Here is a 23,857-nt window from a genome sequence, read left to right on the forward strand (position 1 = left end):
GGCGGCCAAATTCATATATCGAGATAAAAATGAAAAAAACAATTTCAAAAGTCGTTGCACTGGCGGTGGTTTCTGTCGCTTTATCTGGCTGTGTTGGTAGTAACGCAGTAACGGGTTACCTAATGAAGTTCAACGTTAAGGCTGTTGATAACCGTTACGCACGTGGTGGCTTGAACATGCTACTTGCACCTGCTTACGGCCTAACGGTTGCTGCTGATTACCTGGTATTCAACTCATTAGAGTTCTGGACTGGTAGCAACCCACTGACTGGTTCTCCACACATCTTTGATACAAAGACTGACACGTACCTAGACATCAATAACCAACTTGATCCGTCTCTAACGGAAGCGCCAGTAGGCCCTATTACGAGTGCTGATGTGATTGAGAAAGGTCAAATGCAGCAGATTGATGAAAACACGATCCAAATGGACATTACTTACCAGTCTGGTGAGCGTGCAACATTGATCGGTGTTCGCGATGGCGAGATGGTGACGTACTTCATTGATGGTGAAGTTGTGGCACAAACTTCAATTGATGAGCTAGAGAGCTACGCGGCTACACGCGCTTAATTGCTTCTCTAGTCACAAATAGTCGTTTACAAAGATTAGATACAAAAACAGGTACTCATTGAGTACCTGTTTTATTTTGTCTCGAATAAACGGTATTTACTGTGAAACACCATTTACTGAACAAACATAGCTTATCGAATTATGCTTTTTCTGGGATTGCTTCAAGCAGTGCAACCATTTGGTTCCAGAATAGCTCAACGGTGTCGATCTTCACTTTCTCATCTGGAGAGTGAGGGAACTTGATCGTTGGGCCGAAAGAAACCATGTCCATGTTCGGGTAAGGTTCTTTGAATAGACCACACTCAAGACCTGCATGGATAACCATGATGTTTGGCTTGTGACCGTAGATGCCTTCGTACATGTCGCGGAAGATGTGCATGATTTCTGAATCAGCGTCTGGCTTCCAACCTGGGTAAGCACCAGAGAACGCGATGTTCGCGCCAGCGAGTTCAGCAACAGAGTGAAGCATGCCTTCAACTTGCTTACGGCCAGAGTCGATCAGTGAACGAATCAGGCAAAGTACCGTGATTGAGTTTTCTTCTGTTGTGATAACACCAACGTTTAGAGAAGTCTCAACAACACCTTCAATCTCATCACTCATACGAATCACGCCATTTGGACATGCGTTAAGTGCTGCGATAAAGCGAGCCTGTTCTGCTTGAGCAAGAGTGCCCATTTCAACGGCTACTTCTTCGTTGAATGTTACGATGCTGTCTTCGATTTTACCCAGCTCAGTAGATAGAAGCTCAGTGTAGTAGTTGTATAGCGAAGCCAGTTTCTCTTGGTTTGCAGCCGGTACTGCCACCGTTACGAAGCCTTCACGAGGGATAGCGTTACGAAGGCTACCACCTTTGAATTCTACGATACGAAGGTCTAGCTCTTTTGCATGACCCGCTAGGAAACGAGCAAGCAATTTGTTTGCGTTTGCACGACCCGTGTGAATATCACAACCAGAGTGACCGCCTTTAAGGCCTTTTAGCGTTAGCTTACGTGTAACGAAATCTGCAGGGACTGCATCACGAGTGATGTCGAAAGTCATTGCGCCATCGATACCGCCAGCACAACCCATGTACACTTCGCCTTCTTGCTCTGAATCGGTATTAAGAAGGATATCACCTTCTAACCAACCTGCTTCAAGACCGAAAGCACCCGTCATACCCGCTTCTTCATCTACGGTTAGTAGAACTTCGATAGGGCCGTGCTTGATTTCGTTTGAAGCAAGAACCGCTAGGCAAGAAGCCATACCCATGCCGTTATCTGCGCCAAGTGTTGTGCCTTTTGCTGTAACCCACTCACCATCAATGTATGGCTGGATAGGATCTTTAGCGAAGTCGTGAACCGTGTCTTCGTTCTTTTGTGGAACCATATCGATGTGCGCTTGTAGCACAACACCTTTTTTGTTTTCCATGCCTGGCGTTGCAGGTTTAGTAATGAATACGTTACCCGTTGGGTCGCGACGTACATTTAAACCTTGCTCTGTTGCCCAAGCAATAATGTATTGAGCTAGCTCTTCCTCATGCTTAGAAGGATGTGGGATTGAGCAAATCTTATCGAAGAACTGCCAAATAGGGGCAGGGGATAATTTACTGATCTCAGAATGGAATTCAGACACGGATGACTCCTTTTTTATTTGGTAACCATATATTTAGGATTCTTATGGGTAAAAACCTAGAACAAAAATCTAAAATATGGGTCTGTTTTGATGGCAACAGCATACCACTTGAGGCTTTTGACGAGTAGCGCTTCTAAACGTCAAATGTTTCAATTTTTGAAAGCGGTCTTGTTCATTTGATCACAAGTAAGTGCGTTGATGCTTATGAATAGTGTAAGCAAACGTTTGTTTAAGTCTGTTATGTAATTTAATTACATGATTAAGTTTCTTAAATAACCATAATTAGCCAAAAGTGTGACGTGCAGCAAAAAATACTTGTAATCTTTTTTCTTTCAGGTATATTAATAACCAACTTCTGAAGTGAAGAGTAAATGCTCAAAGGATGAGTCCGTTTTATCGCCTCCAAGGAACCGAGAAATCAAATTCGTTTTTTATTGATTTATTAAGGTGATAGTTATGAAAGGTTTACCATCTGCAATGTTCTGGCTTAACAGCTCTGTTTACACTAGCAACTTTGCATACCCTACAAGCTTCGGTTACTAATACCGTAAGCATGTAACTCGAACAGTTTTGTTCACCCCTATATATTGGAATTCTTTTACAGCCCTTTTGGTTGACAGATTCTACCGCCACTCAGTTTTGAGTGGCGTTTTTTTTGCCTGCTACTTTACCTATCTGTTAAATTCATCATTTCTTGTTATTCACAGTGGTTGTTTTTTAAACGCTAAAATATCAATTTGCGTCTTATTACTGATCCTGTTGAAAAATACACAACTCTTGTGGGTTTAAATTGAGAATATGATGGCTACATTCTCAATGGAAATAACCGATGGTTGAAAAAATAACCAAGTGATCTCATTGTATTTATTTAACTTAATTTATTGTTTTTAATGGTTATTCTTTTAATTCTCCTTCGTTTTTAATCGCTTTGTTTCATACGGCATTCTGATAAATATCGATTAGAGCCTTAATTCTATCTGGAATTTGTTATTTGATAACTTTATAATCCACAGCCAATCGTTTACGCAACCGTTTACTTTTTACCCTTATAGGATTCGATAATGTTCGAAAAGCTATTCAAACTCAGTGAAAATGGCACCAATGTGCGCACTGAAATCATCGCAGGTCTAACAACCTTCCTAACAATGGCTTACATTATTTTTGTAAACCCAATGATTCTAGCTGATGCTGGTATGGACCATGGCGCTGTATTTGTAGCAACCTGTTTAGCGGCAGCTATTGGCTGTTTCATTATGGGCTTTGTCGCTAATTACCCAATCGCACAAGCACCAGGTATGGGGCTGAATGCCTTCTTTACCTACGCTGTTGTTATGGGCATGGGTTACACGTGGCAAGTTGCTTTGGCAGCGGTTTTCGTATCTGGCGTAATCTTCATTTTCTTAAGCATTTTCAAGATACGTGAATGGATCATCAACTCGATTCCTATGTCTCTGCGTGTTGGTATCTCTGCGGGTATCGGCCTTTTCCTTGCGTTCATCGCACTTGGTAATGCAGGCATCGTTGTTTCTAACCCTGCAACTAAGGTTTCACTTGGCGATATCACTGCTATTGCGCCAATGTTAGGTGCACTTGGTTTCTTCCTGACTATTGCTCTTGTTCACCGTGGTGTGAAAGGTGCGGTAATGATTGCGATTCTAGCAATCACGGCTATCGGCATTGCAATTGGTGACGTTCAATACGGCGGCATCATGTCTACTCCACCAAGCCTAGCGCCAACGTTCATGCAGCTTGATTTTTCTGCTGTATTTGAAATCGGTATGATTTCAGTGGTATTCGCATTTTTGTTCGTCGATTTGTTCGATACAGCGGGTACTCTGGTTGGTGTTGCAACGAAAGCAAACCTAATCAAAGAAGACGGTAAACTGCCTCGTCTAAACAAGGCACTGCTTGCTGACTCAACAGCAACGTCTATCGGTGCATTGCTAGGTACATCAAACACGACATCTTACGTTGAGAGTGTTGCGGGTGTTGCTGAAGGCGGTCGTACCGGTCTAACTGCGGTTGTAGTTGGTATCTTATTCCTACTTGCTCTTTTCTTCTCGCCACTTGCAGGTATGATTCCGGCTTACGCAACATCAGGTGCACTTTTCTATGTAGCCATTCTGATGATGTCAGGCCTAGTTGGCATTGATTGGCGTGATCTTACGGAAGCTGCACCAGTCGTGGTAACATGCCTGCTTATGCCGCTGACGTACTCTATCGCTGAGGGTATCTCACTAGGTTTCATCGCTTACGCTGCAATTAAGCTGCTAAGTGGTAAAGGTCGCGACGTTTCACCTGCTGTGTGGGTAATGTCGGTTATCTTTATTCTTAAATACATTTTCGCTTAATCGTCTAGATTTCTGCTTAATCGCTGAAGAGGCTATGTAAGGCATAGCCTCTAATAACATGACAAAATTATTAGGTTTTATACTATGAGCAACAAATTCGTTATCACTTGGGACAACATGCAGACTTACTGCCGTCAACTAGCTGAAAAGCAAATGCCAGCAGAACAGTGGAAAGGTATCTGGGCAGTAAGCCGTGGTGGTTTGGTTCCTGGTGCAATCTTGGCTCGTGAACTAGGTATTCGTCACGTAGATACGATTTGTATTTCTAGCTACGACCACGATCACCAACGTGATATGACAGTCGTTAAAGCACCTGAAGGTGACGGCGAAGGTTTCCTAATCGTTGAAGATCTTGTTGATAGTGGTGACACTGCGCGCAAGCTTCGCGAAATGTACCCTAAAGCGAAACTGATCGCTGTATGTGCAAAACCATCTGGCGCAGATTTGTTAGACGAATACATCGTTGATATCGCTCAAGACACATGGATTGAGCAACCTTGGGATACTAGCCTAAGCTTCGTTGAGCCGGTAAATCGCAAGTCAAAATAAGTGTAAACTTAGTTTTTTGAGAAATGACCCTTTATAGGGTCATTTTTTTTTATATGATTAGTAACAACCATTTCTTATTAAGTATCCCAATGTCTGAATCAGAAGAAACGAGCTCGAACCTTTCGGAAACCTTGTTTGTAAAGCACAAGCAGGCCAAAGAGACCTCAATGCTCACGCGTTACATGCCAAGTTCAGAAGAACTGTTGGATAAAAAGCGTGAAGAGCAGAACTCATCTTGGTATCGAAACCTAAGACGTCTTCAGTGGGTATGGCAAGGCGTAAACCCGATAGAGCAAGAAGCGGTATTGGCACGTATCGCCTCATCCGATAATTCTCGTACCACCGATGAGTGGTTAGATACCGTGATGGGCTATCGCAGTGGTAACTGGGCATACGAGTGGACCAAGCTGGGTATGCAGCACCAAAATCGCTCTAATGAGAAGAGTGGGGAAGAGATGGCTGAAGAGCTTTTCTCAGCTTCTTTGTGTTTCAGCATTGCAGGCTATCCACATCTAAAGAACGATAACCTTGCTGCTCAGGCGCAGGTATTAGCGAATGCTGCGTATTCTGAAGCGATCAAACACACCAAATTGATCGTCAAACAAATCGAAGTGCCGTATCAAAACAAAAAGATTAAGGCGAACTTACATCTAACCAAAACAGACAAACCACAACCTGTCGTGATTGTGAGTGCGGGTTTAGATAGCTTGCAAACCGACATGTGGCGTTTATTTAGAGATTACCTAGCACCGAAAAACATTGCGATGCTAACGATTGATATGCCGTCGATAGGGCACAGTTCACACTGGCCACTAACCGAAGACTCTTCTTGTCTGCATCAAGCCGTGTTGAATGAACTGCCTAACATTCCATGGGTGGACCATCATAAAGTCGGTCTGTTTGGTTTTCGATTCGGTGGTAACGCGATGGTGAGGTTATCTTTCCTTGAGCAACACAAACTCAAAGCCTGTATCTCTCTTGGCGCACCGATCCACGATATCTTTGTTCATGCGGATAAACTCAAGCAGATGCCTAAGATGCATTTGGATGTGTTGGCTTCTCGCCTTGGTAAAGGGGCGGTGGATATTAATAGCCTTTCTGGACAGCTGATGGCTTGGTCATTGAAGGTGCAAGGCTTGCTGGCTAACAGTAAAACCAGTGTTCCTATTTTGGCTTTGGCTTTAGAAGGTGACCCTGTTTCACCGCATCTGGATAATCAACTGGTTGCTATTTACAGTGATTACGGCAAAGCGAAGAAAATCAAAACTAAATCAATTACACAGGGGTATGAGCAATCCCTCGAATTAGCGATAAAGTGGCTTGAGGATGAATTATTTAGATGACATTTCTCCTAAATTAGTTAAGCATGAAAAGTGTACAAAGTAAGTACCTGATACTCAGAGAAAATTTATAAAATCCAACTGCGTGCTTTCTACGTATTGCAGTCTGAGTAAAGTCATTCTTAACATTGAAAATGGAGATTCAATATGTCAGAAGTGACACAGCAACCGACACATTATCGCTTGTTAAACGTTTTAAAGGCCATTGGCCCGTACTTGAGGGAGCCGCAATCAGAAGAAGGCCACTATATTTTTGATTGCTTGTCTGTGTGTGTGAACGATAAAAAGTCACCAGAAGAGCGCGAGTTCTGGGGATGGTGGCTAGAGTTGGATAAGTCGGAAGAAGGATTTTCGGCGAAGTACAACACGGGTAAATACAACATCGATGGTAACTGGGATCCTTTGCCATTACCTAAAAAGGCGGTCGCTGAGGTCTCTCGAACTCAAGAAGCCTTTCACCAAAAGCTGGTTGACGAACTTCAAAAGAAATTTGAAATCGGCGTTCAGTTAGACGAAGAGTCTGTCGAATTCGTCTGATTTTAAAGGTTACTCTTCTCTATAAAGCAAAAAGGTGCGATTTCGCACCTTTTCTGCTTGTGAATTCTCTTGTTGATTGCTAAAACATCACCTCTTATTTGTTTTATTCATAAAAGACTTCATGACAACAAATCATCAAAGCGGGACAACAACACAGAGTAAAACTGTCGTTGTTAAACTGGGTACCAGTGTCTTAACTGGTGGAACATTGGCATTAGACCGCGCTCACATGGTTGAGTTGGTTCGTCAATGTGCTGAATTAAAAAAACAAGGCCACTCTGTGGTTATGGTTTCGTCTGGTGCAATTGCAGCCGGACGTGAGCACCTTGGTTACCCCGCACTTCCCAACTCGATGGCGAGCAAACAATTGCTTGCGGCGGTTGGGCAAAGTCAGTTGATTCAAGTTTGGGAGTCTTTGTTTGCTATCTATGGCCTTAAAATTGGCCAGATGCTACTGACTCGTGCAGATCTCGATGATCGCGAGCGTTTTCTGAATGCACGTGACACGATCAACGCACTCGTTGAACACGATATTATTCCTGTAGTAAACGAAAACGATGCAGTAGCCACCAACGAAATTAAAGTGGGCGACAACGATAATTTGTCGGCACTGGTTGGTATTTTATGCGGCGCTGATAAGCTTTTGCTATTAACCGACCAAAAAGGCCTGTTTACCGCTGACCCTCGCAAAGATCCAAACGCTGAACTCATCAAAGAAGTAAAAACTATTGATGACACACTGCGTAAGATCGCAGGCGGCAGTGGTACTACGTTAGGTACCGGCGGCATGGCGACAAAACTGCAGGCGGCTGATATTGCTCGTCGTGCGGGTATTGAAGTGATCATTGCAGCAGGTAGTGCTGAAAACGTGGTGTTTGACTCATTGAGTGATAACCCACAAGGCACGCGTTTCTTGCCGTTAGCAGAAGCGCTTGAAAACCGTAAGCGCTGGATTTTAGCAGGCCCAGCTTCTGCTGGTGACATCGTGGTCGACGATGGTGCGGTAAATGCCGTTAACACCAAAGGCAGCAGCTTGTTGGCGAAAGGGGTGATTCGAGTTCAAGGCGAGTTTTCTCGTGGTGAAGTCACTCAAGTGACCAACAACAAAGGCAAAGTCATTGCGCGTGGTATCGCCAGTTATTCAAGCCAAGACCTAGCAAAAATCGCAGGCAAGCACAGTAAAGATATTGGCGACATTCTTGGTTACGATTACGGATCAGAAGTCATTCACCGTGACGACTTGGTTGTGATTCAAGAGTAGTTCGTGATGATAAGGCGAATCGCCTTTTTGCATCCAAAGACAGACAGAATTTAGGGAGAGTTAAACGTGGATTTAACTAACATGGGCATCGCAGCAAAAGACGCTGCTTTCCACCTAGCGACCGCATCTACGGCGCAAAAGAATAAAGCATTAGCGATCATCGCTGATGAGCTCGAAGCAAACGCTGCAACGATTTTAGAAGCGAACGCGAAAGACATCGAACTTGGTCGCGAAGCGGGTCTGACTGACGCACTGCTTGATCGTCTATTGCTGAACGAAGAGCGTCTAACGGGTATCGCTAACGATGTACGTAATGTGATTAGCCTGAACGATCCTGTTGGCAGCGAGATTGACAGCAAGGTACTGGAAAACGGTATGTCACTGTCTCGCCGCCGTGTGCCACTTGGCGTGGTTGGTGTTATTTACGAAGCGCGTCCAAACGTAACTATCGATATTGCGGCACTGTGTCTGAAAACAGGTAACGCAAGTATCCTACGTGGTGGTAAAGAGACATTCTTCTCAAACATGGAGCTGGTTAAAGTCATCCAGTCTGCATTAGAGAAAGCTGAGCTTCCAGCGGCTTCTGTTCAGTACATTGAGAAACCGGATCGTGAACTCGTATCTCAACTGCTTAAGTTGGATGATTACGTGGATATGATTATTCCTCGTGGCGGCGCTGGCTTGCACAAGATGTGTAAAGAGAACAGTACTATTCCAGTTATCATCGGTGGTTTTGGTATCAGCCATATTTTTGTTGATGAAAGCGCTGATCTTGAAAAGTCTGTCGATGTAGTTGAAAACTCAAAAGTTCAACGCCCATCTGCGTGTAACTCGCTAGATACATTATTAGTGCACGAAGCGGTTGCTGAAGCCTTCTTAGCTAAGCTAACACAGCGTTTAGCGGGCAAGGTTACCTTGGTTGCTGACACTAGCGCAAAATCTCTGATAGCGGGTTTTGAAGACCAACGTGATGCAGTTGAAGGTGACTTTGACACTGAATGGCTAAGCTACACGTTAGGCGTGAAAGTCGTCGCGGATGTAGCAGAAGCGATTGACCATATGCGCGTACACAACGCGAGCCACTCAGACGCGATCATGACGAATAGTCTAGAGAGCTCAGAGCGCTTTATTAATTCAGTCGGTTCAGCTGCAGTCTATGTGAATGCATCAACACGATTCACCGATGGCGCACAGTTTGGTTTGGGTGCAGAAGTTGCAGTATCTACCCAGAAACTACACGCTCGTGGTCCAATGGGCTTAGAAGAACTGACAAGCTACAAATGGGTGGGTAAGGCGAACTATTTAGTCCGTGGTTAACGTTCACGTTAATTTTACTCCTCAGCTCATTTTAGAAATTGCTATCGCGTAGCAATAATTAATGAATCACCACACAAAAGGGCCTTAATTGGCCCTTTTTCTTTCCTAACGTTTGGCAATTCCGTTACACTGATATTCAATTATTTGGAGGTGATATGCATTGTCCTTTTTGTTCAGAGAACGACACTAAAGTAATCGATTCAAGACTGGTAGCCGATGGCCATCAGGTTCGTCGTCGCCGTCAATGCCTTGCATGTAGTGAACGTTTTACTACTTTCGAATCGGCAGAACTTGTGATGCCTAAAGTCATTAAGTCGAATGGAAACCGCGAACCATTTAATGAAGATAAAATGGTGGGTGGTGTTCAGCGTGCCCTAGAAAAACGCCCAGTGAGTGCTGATGCCATTGAACTTGCGATCAGTACGATTAAGTCACAACTCCGTGCGACTGGTGAGCGTGAAGTACCAAGCGAGATGATCGGTAATCTTGTTATGGGCCAATTGAAAGAATTGGATAAAGTGGCGTACATCCGTTTTGCCTCTGTTTATCGCAGCTTTGAAGACATTCGAGAGTTTGGCGAAGAAATCGCTAAATTAGAGGACTAACCCCTCAATCATGTCTAACTTTACTCCCCTAGATTTTCAAATGATGTCGCGTGCTATTCAATTAGCGAAACGCGGCATTTACACCACTGCGCCAAACCCAAATGTGGGGTGTGTCATTGTACAAACCGACGGTCAGATCGTTGGCGAAGGTTTTCATGCCAAAGCTGGCGAACCTCATGCTGAAGTGCACGCTATGCGAATGGCGGGCGACAAGGCAAAAGGCGCGACCGCTTATGTCACGCTAGAACCTTGTTCGCACTATGGTCGAACACCACCTTGTGCTGAAGGCTTGATTAAGGCTCAAGTTTCAAAAGTAATTTGTGCCATGCAGGATCCAAACCCTAAAGTCGCGGGCCGTGGCATCAACATGCTACGCGACGCGGGTATTGAGGTTGAAATCGGTTTGTTAGAGCAAGATGCTCTCGACTTGAACCCTGCATTTATCAAGCGTATGCAAACGGGCATGCCATTTGTTCAGTTAAAGATGGCGGCGAGCCTTGATGGCCAAACGGCATTGAACAATGGTCAAAGCAAGTGGATCACGTCGCCAGAAGCGCGTCGTGACGTTCAGAACTACCGAGCCAAATCAGGCGCGGTGTTATCAACCAGCCAAACGGTGATTGAAGACAACGCGTCACTGAATGTTCGCTGGGCAGAGTTGCCAAGCAGTGCCAAAACAAATTACGTTGAAGACGAGCTGCGTCAGCCGATTCGCGTGATTCTTGATCGCCAAAATCAACTGTATCCTGAGCTCAAGTTATTCCAGACTCCAACTTCGGTATTGAGAGTTGCTGAAACCTCTGCTGATATTGAGGTCGGAACAACGGATGCTGGTCAGCTTGATTTACACGGTTTGATGCGTCAATTGCCAGCGAACCATATTGATCATATTTGGGTCGAAGCGGGCGCGACATTGGCAAAAAGCTTGATTGAAGCGCAGTTAGTGGATGAGCTAATCCTCTATTTAGCGCCTAAACTTATGGGCAGTGACGGACGAGGTTTAATGGGCGCATTAGGGCTCACTTCAATGTCTGATGTGATTGACCTAGAAATTAAAGATGTTCGACAGGTTGGTGTGGATATTCGCATTGTCGCGAAGCCTATTATTGCGAAATCAATTGTCACGAAACCTACTGTCGTGAAACCAATTGTGACTAACCAATAGTCGCGAAACAAATCGTGACGAAACCACTGTGGAAATAGTTACTCCAACTACATACGTGTCGTTGACAACAAAAAGAGTTTTAAAATGTTTACAGGAATTGTAGAAGCCGTAGGTACATTGAGTGCAATCACTCCCCGCGGAGAAGACATCACCGTAACGGTTAATGTTGGTAATCTTGATATGGCTGACGTTAAGTTAGGCGACAGTATCGCTACCAATGGTGTTTGTTTGACGGTTGTTGAGTATAACGACCACAGCTACAGTGCAGATCTTTCGCTTGAGACCCTGAAAAAAACGGGTTTTGTGGATTACCAAGCTGGCGACAAGGTCAACCTAGAGAAAGCAATGCTACCGACCACGCGTTTCGGTGGTCATATTGTATCGGGTCACGTTGATGGTGTGGGTGAGATTGTTGAGCGTAACCAAGTCGGTCGTGCGATTGAGTTCTGGGTAGAAATGCCTGCAGAGATCTCAAAGTACGTGGCTCAAAAAGGTTCAGTCACTGTTGATGGTATTAGCCTGACTGTGAACGATTTACGCAAGAATGCCTTTAAGCTAACTATCGTTCCCCACACCTCTTCAGAAACGACCATCGATCAATTCAATGTTGGTCGTAAAGTGAATCTAGAAGTTGATGTATTAGCGCGCTATATGGAGCGTCTACTGCAAGGCCAGCAGCAAGAGTCTGAGCCTGAATCTCGATTGACGATGGAATTCTTACAGCAGAATGGTTTTGCCTAATCGTTGATACAAAGTGCACTAAACATCACTTTGTGAAAGCGAGCAATATCATCAGGTTTAAATAGTGTCGGTTCTAGGAAGCAGAACCATTTCAAAGGATATAGAACAATGCCAATTAGTACTCCTCAAGAAATTATTGAAGACATTCGCCTAGGAAAAATGGTTATCCTGATGGATGATGAAGATCGCGAGAATGAAGGCGATCTGATCATGGCAGCAGAACATGTCACGCCAGAAGCGATTAACTTTATGGCGATGTACGGCCGTGGCTTAATCTGTCTTACATTGACCAAAGAGCGTTCAAATCGCATGGGTCTAGCGCCTATGGTTCAAGACAACAACGCTCAATATACGACGAACTTTACGGTTTCAATTGAAGCTGCTGAGGGCGTAACAACGGGTATTTCTGCATCAGACCGTGCCGTTACTGTTCAAGCGGCTGTGGCAAAAGACGCAAAAGCGGCTGACCTTGTTCAACCTGGTCATATCTTCCCTCTGACAGCGCAAGGTGGCGGTGTTCTGACTCGCGCTGGTCACACAGAAGCAGGTTGTGATTTAGCTCGTCTAGCGGGCTGTGAGCCAGCATCGGTTATCGTTGAGATCCTAAATGATGATGGCACTATGGCACGTCGTCCTGATCTTGAAGTGTTTGCAGAAAAGCACGACATCAAACTAGGCACCATTGCTGACTTGATTGAATACCGCAACAACACCGAAACAACGATCGAGCGTGTTGCACAATGCCATTTGCCAACAGAGTTTGGTGACTTTGAGCTTGTGACTTACCGTGACACGATTGATAACCAGATCCACTATGCGATGCAAAAAGGTGACCTGTCTGAAGGTGCTCCTTTAGTACGTGTTCACCTGCATGATACGTTTACCGATCTGCTTCATTCTGACCGTGTTACTGAGCGTAGCTGGTCGCTAGATAAAGCGATGAAGCGCATTGGCGACGAAGGCGGTGTGTTGGTTATTCTGGGTAACGAAGAGTCGTCTGATTCTTTGATCCACAAAGTGAAGACGTTCGAAGCGCAAGATAAGAATGAGCAACCTACCATGGCTAAGAAGCAAGGTACTTCTCGTCGTGTTGGTGTGGGTTCTCAGATTCTACAAGACCTAGGCGTTCACGATATGCGTTTGCTCTCTTCAAGCACCAAGCGTTACCACGCATTGGGCGGCTTTGGTCTTAACGTTGTTGAATACGTTTGCGAGTAGTCACTTGCCTATGAGTTTGTAGCAACATAAATCAATGATGACGCCGATAGCTCTTTTAGTAACCAATTAGACCAAAAGAGCAAAGTCGCTAAGCCAGATTTACAGCGTGTTAAACACATGAGCTTAGCGACTTGTTGTTCCCATACGGTTGGGAGCAGCATTGCGTTATCATCTTTACATCTCCGGTGTCCGTTCTTCTAAATTAGCATTAGATATTGCTCACAGTTTTGTGCTAGAATCCGGCGATTCTCACTTGATGAAAATAGTTAAAGGAAGGCTTATGAAAGTGATCGAGGGTGGCTTCCCAGCGCCAAATGCAAAAATTGCTATCGTTATTGCTCGTTTCAACAGTTTTATTAACGAAAGTTTACTTTCTGGTGCAATCGATACTTTAAAGCGTCATGGACAAGTAAGCGAAGACAACATCACTGTTGTTCGTTGCCCTGGTGCAGTAGAACTTCCACTTGTAGCGCAGCGCGTTGCAAAAACGGGTAAGTTCGATGCGATTGTATCTCTTGGTACAGTAATCCGTGGCGGTACACCTCACTTTGACTATGTTTGTAGTGAATGTAATAAAGGTTTGGCACAAGTGTCTCTGGAATTTTCTCTTCCAGTAGCGTTTGGTGTTCTTACTGTTGATACGATCGATCAAGCTATTGAACGCGCAGGAACCAAGGCTGGTAATAAGGGTGCAGAAGCAGCACTTAGCGCACTTGAGATGATCAACGTTCTTTCTGAAATCGATTCCTAATGGGGGCCAGTGTGAAACCAGCCGCACGTCGTAACGCACGTCAATTTGCTCTACAAGCAATTTATTCTTGGCAAATTACTAAAGAAAATATTGCTACCGTTGAAGAACAGTTCTTATCTGGTGGTAAGTATGATGAAGAAGAGCATCATGCCGCAGAACCTGCACTTGCTATGCCAGAAACAGACGTTGCATACTTCCGCGACCTACTAACTGGTGTTGCTCTTAGCCACATGGAACTTGATAGCAAGCTTCGTCCATTCGTATCTCGCCCTATGCAAGATCTGGATTTGATGGAACTAGCGCTTCTACGTTTAGCTATGTACGAGATGACTCGTCGCGAAGATGTACCATACAAAGTGGTTATCAACGAAGCTATCGAGCTTGCGAAAGTATTCGCAGCAGAAGACAGCCATAAGTTTGTTAACGGTGTGCTTGATAAAGCTGCACCGCACGTTCGTAAGAAATAAGACGTTCGTATATTGAATCTAAAGGTCAGCTATCATGCTGGCCTTTTTTGTAACTAAATTTCTGTAATACCAATTATTACGGGGATTTGTATGAAGACTAAAGATAGGGCATGTGATGTCTGGCGAATTTAACCTGATTGAAAAATATTTTGTAAATCGACAACCACAACGTAAAGACGTACATCTGGCAGCGGGCGATGACTGTGCTTTGGTCAAAGCGCCAAGTAATGTTCAGATCGCGATCAGTACGGACACCTTAGTGGCGGGCACTCACTTCTTAGCGGAAGCAAACCCAGCTTGGGTAGCACACAAAGCCTTGGCTTCGAATATCAGCGATCTTGCGGCTATGGGCGCGACGCCTGCTTGGGTTTCGTTTGCGTTAACCATGCCTGAAGTCGATGAAGCGTGGCTTGCTCCATTTTGTGATTCTTTTTTCAAACTTGCAGACTACTTTGGTATTCAACTAATCGGTGGTGACACGACCAAAGGACCGCTGAGTTTAACGCTTACTGTACAGGGCTTTGTACCTGAAGGTCGAGCACTACGCAGAGATGGCGCGAAAGTGGGGGACTGGATTTACGTAACGGGCAACTTAGGTGACAGCAAAGCGGGCCTAGAGGTGATATTAGACCCAGAACAGAACAAAGCTAAGCCTTATGCGTTAGAGCTTGAAGAGAGACACTACCTGAGCACTCCACGGGTCTTGGCTGGCCAAGCATTGGTGAATCTTGCTTCGTCTGCCATTGATATCTCTGATGGTGTTATTGCTGATTTAAAACACATTCTCAAGCGTTCTCAGGTCGGTGCAAGCATTGATGTGAGTGCATTGCCTATATCTGCTGAATTACGTCAATTCTCTTCCGATATCGCTTCTGCGCAGCAGTATGCGCTTACCAGTGGTGAAGAGTACGAACTCTGCTTTACCGTACCTGAAGAAAATAAAGGTTCACTGGAAAGTGCTTTGTCACACACTGGAACAAAAGTCACCTGCATTGGCCAGATAAGACCTGTAGAATATTTTGAATTACACAATAATGGTGAACCACTAAGCTGGAACTTAACTGGTTACGATCACTTTAAGGTTAATTGATGACAAATCCACTCTCTGCAATCTCTCTTAAAAATCCTTGGCATTTATTGGCAACAGGGTTTGGCAGTGGCTTATCGCCTATTATTCCCGGCACCATGGGCACGCTTGCGTCGATCCCATTTTATCTTTTACTGGTTCAGTTACCTTTTCCTATTTATGTCATTCTTGTGGTTGTGAGCTGCATTATTGGTATCAAAATATGCCAAGTGACCTCTGATGACATGGGCGTGCACGATCACGGCTCTATTGTGTGGGATGAGTTTGCGGGCTTTTGGATCACCATGGGCCTAGTGCCGTTGTTGGGTATTCCTGTTAATGATTGGAAATGGCTATTCGCTGGCTTTGTTCTGTTTCGTTTTTTCGATATGGTAAAGCCTTGGCCAATTGGTTGGTTAGACAAGCGAGTTCACGGCGGCTTAGGTATCATGATTGATGATATTGTGGCGGGTATTATAGCGGCGATTTCGCTGTATGCCGTGGCACATTTTTCAGGCTGGCTCGTTTAAGAATCAATACCCAGAGAACGAACAATAATAGAGAAAAACAAGGAATTACAATGTCTAAGAAGGTTTACTGTATCGCTCAATTTCAGCCAAAAGAAGGCAAACTGAACGAACTGTTTGAGGTTTTAAAATCACTAGAGCCAAACACTCTACGTGAAGATGGTTGTATTCAATACACAGTGACTCGTCACATTCAGAGCCCATTTGCTGAAGGCCAGAGCTTCCCGATTGCTTTCAATGAGATCTGGGCAGATAACGAAGCGTTTGAAGCGCATTGCCAACGCCGTGAGATTCAACAGTTCTTCCAAGAGCAGTGTGTTGAAGAGACAGGCTTGGTTGAGAACTTTAACGTTGCTATCTACTCTGATGAACCAGAGAATTACGACGCACCAGTACTTAAGCCTTGTTGCTGATATAAGATTGGGTTAGCGAAAGTTAGTTGAGCGAATAAGGTTTAGCTAACGAGTTAGCAGATACTAAAAAGGTTGACCCTAGGGCCAACCTTTTTTGTTTTTTAGCTTATGCCGTTTGCTGGTGAAAGCTATTTAGCAAGGTAGTCAGAGATAGACTTCTCAATACCTTTCGCATCTAAGCCAAGCTCTTCATGCAGTTCGCCTTGAGTACCTTGAGCAATAAACTTGTCTGGTAGACCAAGGTTCAATACTGGCATCAGTAGCTTTTCTTGCATCAAGAATTCAATCACACCCGCGCCTGCACCACCTGCAATCGCGTTCTCTTCGATTGTCACAAGTACATCGTGGTCAGCAGCAAGTTGTTTGATCAAAGCTTCGTCTAACGGTTTCACAAAACGCATGTCAGCAACCGTCGCATCGATAGCGTCAGCCGTTTGAAGTGCACTTTCAAGGAAAGTACCAAAGCTCAGAATAGCGACTTTCGAGCCATCTTTTGCTTTTTCGCTTTCGCGAACGATACGACCTTTACCAATCTCAAGCGCAGTAAATTCACTTTGAATTTCGGTACCCATGCCATTACCGCGAGGGTAACGAACGGCACTTGGACCTGTGTGCTGGTGGCCAGTGTATAGCATTTGACGACATTCGTTTTCGTCGCTTGGTGCCATGATCACCATGTTTGGAATGCAGCGCATAAAGCTTAAGTCGAACGCACCTTGGTGTGTTTGACCATCTGCACCGACAAGACCCGCACGGTCAATCGCGAACATGACCGGTAGATCCATGATGGCAACATCGTGGATCAGTTGATCGTAGCCACGTTGTAGGAAGGTCGAGTAGATAGCCACAATCGGCTTATCACCCGCAATCGCCATACCCGTTGCTAGCGTCACAGCGTGTTGCTCAGCAATTGCTACATCGAAGTACTGTTCTGGGTACTCTTTAGAGAAACGTACCATGCCAGAACCTTCACGCATTGCTGGCGTGATGGCCATTAGCTTAGGATCTTGCGCGGCCATATCACACAGGAAGTCGCCAAAAATCTTAGAGAAAGTTGGTTTAGAGCTGGTGCTCTTAGGCAGACTTGAATGTGCAGGATCGAATTTAGGTACACCGTGGTAACCAATTGGATCTTTCTCTGCTGGCTCGTAGCCTTTACCTTTCTTGGTCATGATATGCAGGAACTGAGGACCTTTTAGATCTCTCATGTTCTTCAGCGTTTTAATCAGCTCATTCACATCGTGACCGTCAACCGGACCAATATAGTTAAAGCCTAACTCTTCAAACATAGTGCCAGGGACAACCATGCCTTTTAGATGTTCTTCTGTACGACGAACGAGCTCTTTAATCGGCGGAACGCCCGATAGCACTTTCTTGCCACCCTCACGAATTGACGTGTAAAGACTGCCAGAAAGAACTTGAGCTAGATGGTTGTTTAGAGCACCTACGTTTTCAGAAATCGACATCTCGTTATCGTTAAGGATAACCAGCATGTCATTGTGAATATCGCCCGCGTGGTTCATCGCTTCGAAGGCCATACCTGCGGTAATTGCGCCATCACCAATCACACTGACGACTTTACGATTCTTGCCTTCTTTCTTCGCACTGATCGCCATACCAAGTCCGGCACTGATCGATGTTGAAGAGTGACCAACAGAAAGCGTGTCGTATTCGCTCTCTTTACGCCATGGGAATGGGTGCAGTCCATCTTTTTGGCGGATAGTCGACAAGCGGTCGCGGCGACCCGTTAGAATTTTATGCGGGTATGCTTGGTGGCCAACATCCCAAACCAACTGGTCAAAAGGTGTGTTGTACACATAGTGCAGAGCCACTGTTAGCTCTACCGTACCTAAGCCTGACGCTAAGTGACCACTTGACTGGCTCACTGAGTTAAGAAGATAGGTGCGTAATTCATCACAAAGCTGTGTAAGCGTCTCTTTTGGAAGTAGACGCAAATCCTCTGGCTTATCAGCCAAAGCAAGAGTTGGGTACTTTGATATATCAAGAGTCATAGGTAATGCGCGCTTATTGTCTTAGTTCTTGCGCTCGATGACGTATCGGGCGAACTCTTCGAGTAACTGGGTATTGTATGGGATTGCAGCCAAAGCTTGAAGCGCTTCCTGTAGCAGAGTTTGCGCTTTTTCTTGAGCGCCCTCTAAACCTAACAAAGAAGGGTAGGTGCTTTTGTTCAAATCTTGGTCAGAGCCCTGTGGTTTACCCAAAGTTTCGGTATCGCTAATGATATCTAAAATATCATCTTGAACTTGGAAGGCTAACCCGATTGCATCGGCGTACTTGTCCAATTGAGGCATCACTTCAAACGCTTTTTCGCCAGCAGCCAGAGCACCTAAACGAATCGCACTCTTCATTAGAGCGCCAGTCTTATTTCGGTGAACTTCTTCTAACTCTTCTAGCGTGACAGAGCGGTTTTCAGCTTCAATATCAAGCGCTTGTCCAATACACATACCTTGTGCACCAGAGGCCTCTGCTAGGCGTTGAATCATTCGAACGCGATTGCTTTCCCCGTCAGCACTTAATGTGCCTTCCGCAAGTATAGTAAACGCGAGAGTTTGTAGTGCATCGCCAGTTAAAATTGCCGTTGCTTCATCGTATTTGATGTGACAAGTCTGATGGCCACGACGCAGTTCATCATCATCCATTGCTGGAAGGTCGTCGTGAATCAGAGAATAGGCATGAATACATTCGATTGCTGAAGCTGGAGTGTCGAGTTCTTCAGCGGTGCAACCGAGCATGTCCCCTGTAATGTAGACAAGAAATGGACGTGCGCGTTTGCCGCCTAAAAGTAACCCATAACGCATCGCGTTGATTAGGTTCTGATTTTGGTGTGGCAGGCGGTCAAGCCAAAGGTTCAATTGCTCGTTATTACGTGCTTGATAAGACAATAACGTCTCGATCATAGGGGGTCTCATACAATTCGTTATTCAGGTTGTGGGTTAAAGTCACTCAGTTCTGCATTTTCATCATTTTGCAGTAGGATGCTAACACGCTGTTCAGCGTCGTTTAGTTTACTTTGACCAGCACGAGCGAGGGAGATGCCTCGTTCGAATTTTTTCAGCGCATCATCTAAAGCTAGATCACCATTTTCTAGTTGATCAACCAAGCCATCAAGCTCTTCGATAGCCGCTTCAAAGCTCATATTTTCAGGTTTCTTAGTAGCCATAATAAATCTGCGTTTGGAAAGATGAACGAACGTTACCCTAGGCCGTTGATATGGTCAAATGTAACCAATAAATTTTGCTAGAAAGTTCGTTTTTAAGAGGCTTCAAGCCACTTTCATCTAATAACCTTACCTTTATCGAGTTTATGACTGGTTGATAAGAGCAAAGCGGGTAATAGTTGTGATCAAAAAACTAAAAGTGTGATACTTAGGCCAAGAATTTACTAAAAGATCTTATAGTCTGGCCGATAAGAAGATTATCGTCGACGTAGAACTACAAAAAAGCATGAGGAGTGCTCAGTGGATTTAGCAACCCTAATAGGTTTGATTGGTGGATTTGCCTTTGTAATCATGGCAATGATCCTAGGTGGAAGCCTCGGGATGTTCTATGACACCACATCCATTTTGATCGTGGTTGGTGGTTCAACGTTTGTTGTTCTGATGAAGTTCACCATGGGGCAATTCTTTGGAGCAACCAAAATCGCTGGCAAAGCATTTATGTTTAAAGCTGACGAGCCTGAAGATCTTATCGCTAAAGTTGTAGAGATGGCTGATGCAGCACGTAAAGGTGGTTTCTTAGCACTTGAAGAGATGGAAATCAGTAACAGTTTCATGCAGAAGGGTATCGATCTATTGGTCGATGGCCATGATGGTGATGTCGTGCGTGCGGCATTGCAAAAAGACATTGCGTTAACCACAGAACGTCACGAGCAGGGTGCGAAAGTGTTCTCTGCATTCGGTGATGTTGCCCCTGCGATGGGGATGATCGGTACCTTGGTTGGTCTGGTTGCGATGCTTTCGAACATGGATGATCCTAAAGCGATCGGTCCTGCGATGGCGGTAGCACTTTTAACGACTCTTTATGGTGCGATTCTTTCGAACATGGTGTTCTTCCCAATCGCAGATAAGCTTGCATTACGTCGTGACCAAGAGACGCTCAACCGTCGCTTGGTAATGGATGGTGTGTTAGCCATTCAAGATGGTCAAAACCCACGAGTGATTGACGGTTACCTGAAGAGTTACCTGAACGAAGGTAAGCGTACTCTTGATGGTGAAACTGATTAAGGGGGAAGAATGAAGATGGATGAAGAAAATCCATGTAAATGTCCTCCTCCCGGTTTACCTCAATGGATGGGAACATTTGCTGACTTAATGTCACTGCTGATGTGTTTCTTCGTACTGTTACTCTCATTTTCTGAGATGGACGTATTGAAGTTCAAGCAGATTGCCGGCTCGATGAAGTTTGCATTCGGTGTACAGAACCGCTTGGAAGTTAAAGATATTCCGAAAGGAACCAGCATCATTGCGCAGGAATTTCGTCCAGGTCGCCCTGAACCAACACCGATTGACGTGATCATGCAGCAGACCATTGATATTACTCAGCAAACGCTAGAGTTTCATGAAGGTGAATCTGAGCGCGCTGGCGGCACGATGCGCGACCAAGGCAAGATGACCGGAGGTAAGTCTCCAGAGGTGTCGACTCACGATAATCAAAACTCTGAGTCAGACCAGCAACAGCAGCAAGCCGAGGCTCAATCGCAAGAGATGGAAACCTTGATGGAAAGCATCAAGAAAGCACTTGAGCGAGAGATCGATCAAGGCGCGATTGAAGTTGAAAATCTTGGCCAGCAGATTGTGATTCGAATTCGAGAAAAAGGGGCGTTCCCATCGGGCTCTGCTTTCTTACAACCTAAGTTCCGACCATTAGTTCGACAGGTTGCTGAGCTTGTTAAAGATGTGCCCGGTATTGTTCGAATCTCAGGACACACCGATAACCAGCGACTCGATTCTGAACTTTACCGTTCTAATTGGGACTTATCATCGCAACGTGCGGTGTCTGTTGCTCAAGAAATGGAAAAGGTCCGTGGTTTCTCTCATCAACGTTTGAGAGTGCGTGGTATGGCCGATACAGAGCCCGTCGAGTCGAATGACACGGAATGGCAACGTAGCCTTAATCGCCGCGTAGAGATCAGTATCATGCAGGGTGAACCGCTCTATAGCGAAGAAGTCCCAGCAATCGCTGAATAGTTTTTACCAAGAATATGCATTCCAAAGCCCAATCTTAAATAGATTGGGCTTTTTCTTTGTGTGATACCCAAAGATGTTTGTACCAAACTGTGAAGAGAAGAGAAGAGAAGAGAAGAGAAGAGAAGAGAAGAGAAGGTATGGATGAGATGAGCTTGGATGAAATCGAGACGGTAGTTTGCCACCAAGGAGAGTTTATTGATGGTGCCAAAGCACGCACTCTTTTCCTTGTTTGACTTTCTCATGTATAATTCGCGCCCTTAGATTTAATATTGATCTATTATTGCTTCAATAACTATGTGAAATGACCTTTTACGTGGTGATGAACCTATTAAAATTGTGAACCTTATTGGCGTGAAAGTACTATGAAATTTATTGTTAAGCCCCACCCTGAAATTTTTGTAAAAAGTGAATCGGTGCGTAAGCGCTTCACAAAGATTCTAGAACGTAATATTCGTACTATTCTTCAGCGTCGTACTGAGTCTGTGGCTGTCTTCAATCGTCGCGACTACATCGAAGTGACGTCTGAGAGCGACAAATACTTTAAAGAAACACTCGAAGTATTGACGCAAACCCCGGGTATTCATCACTCCCTTGAGGTTCAGCAATCAGAATTTAAAGACCTGCACCATATTTACGAGCAAGTTCTTGAGCGCAGCCGTGGTCTTATTGAAGGTAAGACTTTCTCTGTGCGAGCTAAGCGTCGTGGTAAACATGACTTTACCTCTATCGAGCTAGAACGCTACGTAGGTGGTGGTTTAAACCAAGCGGTAGAGTCAGCAAAAGTAAAACTGAAAAACCCAGATATTACCGTTAAAGTTGAAGTCGAGAACGAAAAGCTAAACCAAGTTATTGAACGTCATAAAGGCCTAGGCGGTTTCCCTCTAGGTACTCAAGAAGATCTACTGAGCTTGATCTCTGGCGGCTTTGATTCTGGCGTTTCGAGCTACCTGCACATCAAACGTGGTTCTAAGGTTCACTACTGTTTCTTCAATCTTGGTGGCCCAGCTCACGAGATTGGCGTTAAGCAAGTTTCTCACTACCTATGGAATAAATACGGTTCATCTGCAAAGGTGAAGTTCATCTCTATCGATTTTGAACCTGTAGTCGCAGAGATCCTTGAGAACGTTGAAGACGGCCAAATGGGCGTTGTTCTTAAGCGTATGTTCATGCGTGCTGGTGGTATGGTTGCTGAGCGTTTCGGTATCGAAGCACTAGTAACGGGTGAAGCACTTGGTCAGGTTTCTAGCCAAACGCTAACTAACCTACGTCATATCGATAACGTGACGGATACTTTGATCCTTCGTCCACTGATCAACTGGGACAAAGAAGACATCATCGACCTGTCTCGTAAGATTGGTACTGAAGACTTCGCTAAAGTAATGCCTGAGTACTGTGGTGTTATCTCTAAGAAGCCAACAGTAAAAGCGAAGAAAGGCAAACTAGAAGCGGAAGAAGCTAAGTTTAACTTCGAAGTACTGGATCAAGTGATCGAGAACGCTCGTATTATGGATATCCGTGATATTGAGAAAGAGAGCCAAGAACAGGCACCAGAAGTGGAGCAAGTTCAAGCCGTTGCTGAGCACGCTGTCGTTCTAGATATCCGCAGCCCAGACGAAGAAGACGAAAGCCCACTAAAGATCGATGGTGTTGAAATCAAACACATCCCGTTCTTCAAGCTTTCGACTCAGTTTGGTGACCTAGACCAATCGAAAGAGTACTTGTTGTACTGTGACCGTGGTGTCATGAGCCGTCTGCAAGCGCTTTACTTGCAAGAGCAAGGCTTCCACAACGTTAAGGTTTACCGCCCATAATGGTGTGTTGACCAACCGTTAATAATTTTGCAAAGCCGCTTACTGAAAAGTAAGCGGCTTTTTTATTTTTTATTGTGAGTGATTTACAGTAGTCAGACAGAGGCGTGAGTTTGGATATGCTTTCGTCATGCTCAGCTTTGAAAATTTTGATTGATAGAAATAGTGAGTTCTAAACGGGTTTATATGTGACTGAAGAAGTGTGAGTATTTTGAAGCATTCTGTTACTTTTCAGTGCAACTCAATGGTTCTATTTGTATGTGTTCAGTTGATTATTTGAGTGGGTATCTGATTCTGTGATTAGCGACGAAAAATAATAAAGATTAATTAGCACAGCGGCTCTTCTCCGCTTAG

General features: G+C 44.7%; 23 protein-coding genes. 19 read left to right on the forward strand and 4 right to left on the reverse strand.

Annotated features, from left to right (window positions below; all coding sequences use genetic code 11):
- Positions 1-29 precede the first annotated feature (29 nt).
- Entirely contained in the window at positions 30-569 is a 540-nt protein-coding gene (locus BCT49_RS18415) for a DUF3332 family protein (protein ID WP_102339886.1), read from the forward strand.
- 139 nt (positions 570-708) lie between these two features.
- Here the strand turns inward: BCT49_RS18415 and BCT49_RS18420 are convergent, their stop codons facing one another.
- Complete coding sequence (locus BCT49_RS18420; protein ID WP_102437296.1) at positions 709-2,181, reverse strand: aminoacyl-histidine dipeptidase; 1,473 nt, start codon at positions 2,179-2,181, stop codon at positions 709-711.
- Between the two features lie 1,061 nt (positions 2,182-3,242).
- Here BCT49_RS18420 and BCT49_RS18425 point away from each other — a divergent pair.
- The 15 genes from BCT49_RS18425 (at position 3,243) to BCT49_RS18495 (ending at position 16,489) form a co-directional block, all read left to right on the forward strand.
- Positions 3,243-4,532 (forward strand): NCS2 family permease, encoded by a 1,290-nt coding sequence (locus BCT49_RS18425; protein WP_076668253.1) that lies wholly within the window; start codon positions 3,243-3,245, stop codon positions 4,530-4,532.
- Positions 4,533-4,616: 84 nt separating this feature from the next.
- Positions 4,617-5,081, forward strand: a complete 465-nt coding sequence (gene tet(34) / locus BCT49_RS18430) for an oxytetracycline resistance phosphoribosyltransferase domain-containing protein Tet(34) (protein ID WP_017084190.1) — start codon at positions 4,617-4,619, stop codon at positions 5,079-5,081.
- Positions 5,082-5,170: 89 nt separating this feature from the next.
- Positions 5,171-6,424 (forward strand): esterase FrsA, encoded by a 1,254-nt coding sequence (frsA, locus tag BCT49_RS18435; protein WP_029222300.1) that lies wholly within the window; start codon positions 5,171-5,173, stop codon positions 6,422-6,424.
- A gap of 144 nt (positions 6,425-6,568) precedes the next feature.
- Positions 6,569-6,958 (forward strand): sigma factor-binding protein Crl, encoded by a 390-nt coding sequence (gene crl / locus BCT49_RS18440; RefSeq protein ID WP_017091097.1) that lies wholly within the window; start codon positions 6,569-6,571, stop codon positions 6,956-6,958.
- Between the two features lie 76 nt (positions 6,959-7,034).
- Positions 7,035-8,219, forward strand: a complete 1,185-nt coding sequence (proB, locus tag BCT49_RS18445) for a glutamate 5-kinase (protein ID WP_198595878.1) — start codon at positions 7,035-7,037, stop codon at positions 8,217-8,219.
- Between the two features lie 66 nt (positions 8,220-8,285).
- Positions 8,286-9,536, forward strand: coding sequence for a glutamate-5-semialdehyde dehydrogenase (locus tag BCT49_RS18450; RefSeq protein ID WP_102437300.1), 1,251 nt, complete (start codon positions 8,286-8,288; stop codon positions 9,534-9,536).
- A 155-nt stretch (positions 9,537-9,691) separates the two neighbouring features.
- Entirely contained in the window at positions 9,692-10,141 is a 450-nt protein-coding gene (gene nrdR / locus BCT49_RS18455) for a transcriptional regulator NrdR (RefSeq protein ID WP_004734394.1), read from the forward strand.
- Between the two features lie 10 nt (positions 10,142-10,151).
- Positions 10,152-11,306: a bifunctional diaminohydroxyphosphoribosylaminopyrimidine deaminase/5-amino-6-(5-phosphoribosylamino)uracil reductase RibD gene (ribD, locus tag BCT49_RS18460; protein ID WP_102437302.1), complete on the forward strand. Its 1,155-nt coding sequence runs from the start codon at positions 10,152-10,154 to the stop codon at positions 11,304-11,306.
- An 84-nt stretch (positions 11,307-11,390) separates the two neighbouring features.
- A complete protein-coding gene (locus BCT49_RS18465) occupies positions 11,391-12,047 on the forward strand; it encodes a riboflavin synthase (protein WP_004734396.1) in 657 nt (218 codons plus the stop codon).
- Positions 12,048-12,155: 108 nt separating this feature from the next.
- Positions 12,156-13,265 (forward strand): bifunctional 3,4-dihydroxy-2-butanone-4-phosphate synthase/GTP cyclohydrolase II, encoded by a 1,110-nt coding sequence (gene ribBA, locus BCT49_RS18470; protein ID WP_102437304.1) that lies wholly within the window; start codon positions 12,156-12,158, stop codon positions 13,263-13,265.
- A 280-nt stretch (positions 13,266-13,545) separates the two neighbouring features.
- Positions 13,546-14,016, forward strand: coding sequence for a 6,7-dimethyl-8-ribityllumazine synthase (ribH, locus tag BCT49_RS18475; protein WP_004734398.1), 471 nt, complete (start codon positions 13,546-13,548; stop codon positions 14,014-14,016).
- Entirely contained in the window at positions 14,016-14,483 is a 468-nt protein-coding gene (gene nusB, locus BCT49_RS18480; protein ID WP_004734399.1) for a transcription antitermination factor NusB, read from the forward strand. Before ribH ends, nusB begins: the two co-directional genes overlap by 1 nt.
- Positions 14,484-14,598: 115 nt before the next feature.
- Positions 14,599-15,573, forward strand: coding sequence for a thiamine-phosphate kinase (gene thiL, locus BCT49_RS18485; RefSeq protein ID WP_017633415.1), 975 nt, complete (start codon positions 14,599-14,601; stop codon positions 15,571-15,573).
- Complete coding sequence (pgpA, locus tag BCT49_RS18490) at positions 15,573-16,079, forward strand: phosphatidylglycerophosphatase A (protein ID WP_102437307.1); 507 nt, start codon at positions 15,573-15,575, stop codon at positions 16,077-16,079. Before thiL ends, pgpA begins: the two co-directional genes overlap by 1 nt.
- Positions 16,080-16,129: 50 nt before the next feature.
- Entirely contained in the window at positions 16,130-16,489 is a 360-nt protein-coding gene (locus BCT49_RS18495) for a putative quinol monooxygenase (RefSeq protein ID WP_102437309.1), read from the forward strand.
- Positions 16,490-16,617: 128 nt separating this feature from the next.
- Here BCT49_RS18495 and dxs read toward each other — a convergent pair whose 3' ends face one another.
- Genes dxs through xseB form a run of 3 tightly spaced genes read right to left on the reverse strand, consistent with a single transcriptional unit; the run spans position 16,618 to position 19,670 of the window.
- Complete coding sequence (dxs, locus tag BCT49_RS18500; protein ID WP_102437311.1) at positions 16,618-18,501, reverse strand: 1-deoxy-D-xylulose-5-phosphate synthase; 1,884 nt, start codon at positions 18,499-18,501, stop codon at positions 16,618-16,620.
- Between the two features lie 21 nt (positions 18,502-18,522).
- Positions 18,523-19,407 (reverse strand): (2E,6E)-farnesyl diphosphate synthase, encoded by an 885-nt coding sequence (gene ispA / locus BCT49_RS18505; RefSeq protein WP_102437313.1) that lies wholly within the window; start codon positions 19,405-19,407, stop codon positions 18,523-18,525.
- 20 nt (positions 19,408-19,427) lie between these two features.
- Positions 19,428-19,670: an exodeoxyribonuclease VII small subunit gene (gene xseB / locus BCT49_RS18510; protein WP_004734405.1), complete on the reverse strand. Its 243-nt coding sequence runs from the start codon at positions 19,668-19,670 to the stop codon at positions 19,428-19,430.
- A 297-nt stretch (positions 19,671-19,967) separates the two neighbouring features.
- On the opposite strand from xseB, the gene pomA reads away from it, so the two are divergent.
- The 3 genes from pomA to thiI all read left to right on the forward strand — a co-directional run bounded on the left by pomA (position 19,968) and on the right by thiI (position 23,506).
- Positions 19,968-20,732: a flagellar motor protein PomA gene (gene pomA / locus BCT49_RS18515; RefSeq protein WP_102437315.1), complete on the forward strand. Its 765-nt coding sequence runs from the start codon at positions 19,968-19,970 to the stop codon at positions 20,730-20,732.
- 15 nt (positions 20,733-20,747) lie between these two features.
- On the forward strand, positions 20,748-21,695 hold the full coding sequence (locus tag BCT49_RS18520) for a flagellar motor protein MotB (protein ID WP_065103068.1): 948 nt from the start codon (positions 20,748-20,750) through the stop codon (positions 21,693-21,695).
- Positions 21,696-22,057: 362 nt separating this feature from the next.
- The gene (gene thiI, locus BCT49_RS18525) at positions 22,058-23,506 is read left to right on the forward strand and encodes a tRNA uracil 4-sulfurtransferase ThiI (protein ID WP_102437318.1); all 1,449 of its coding nucleotides are present in this window, start codon (positions 22,058-22,060) and stop codon (positions 23,504-23,506) included.
- Positions 23,507-23,857: the final 351 nt, after the last annotated feature.

The sequence above is a fragment of the Vibrio lentus genome (assembly GCF_002875945.1).
Taxonomy (GTDB): Bacteria; Pseudomonadota; Gammaproteobacteria; order Enterobacterales; family Vibrionaceae; genus Vibrio; species Vibrio apostichopi.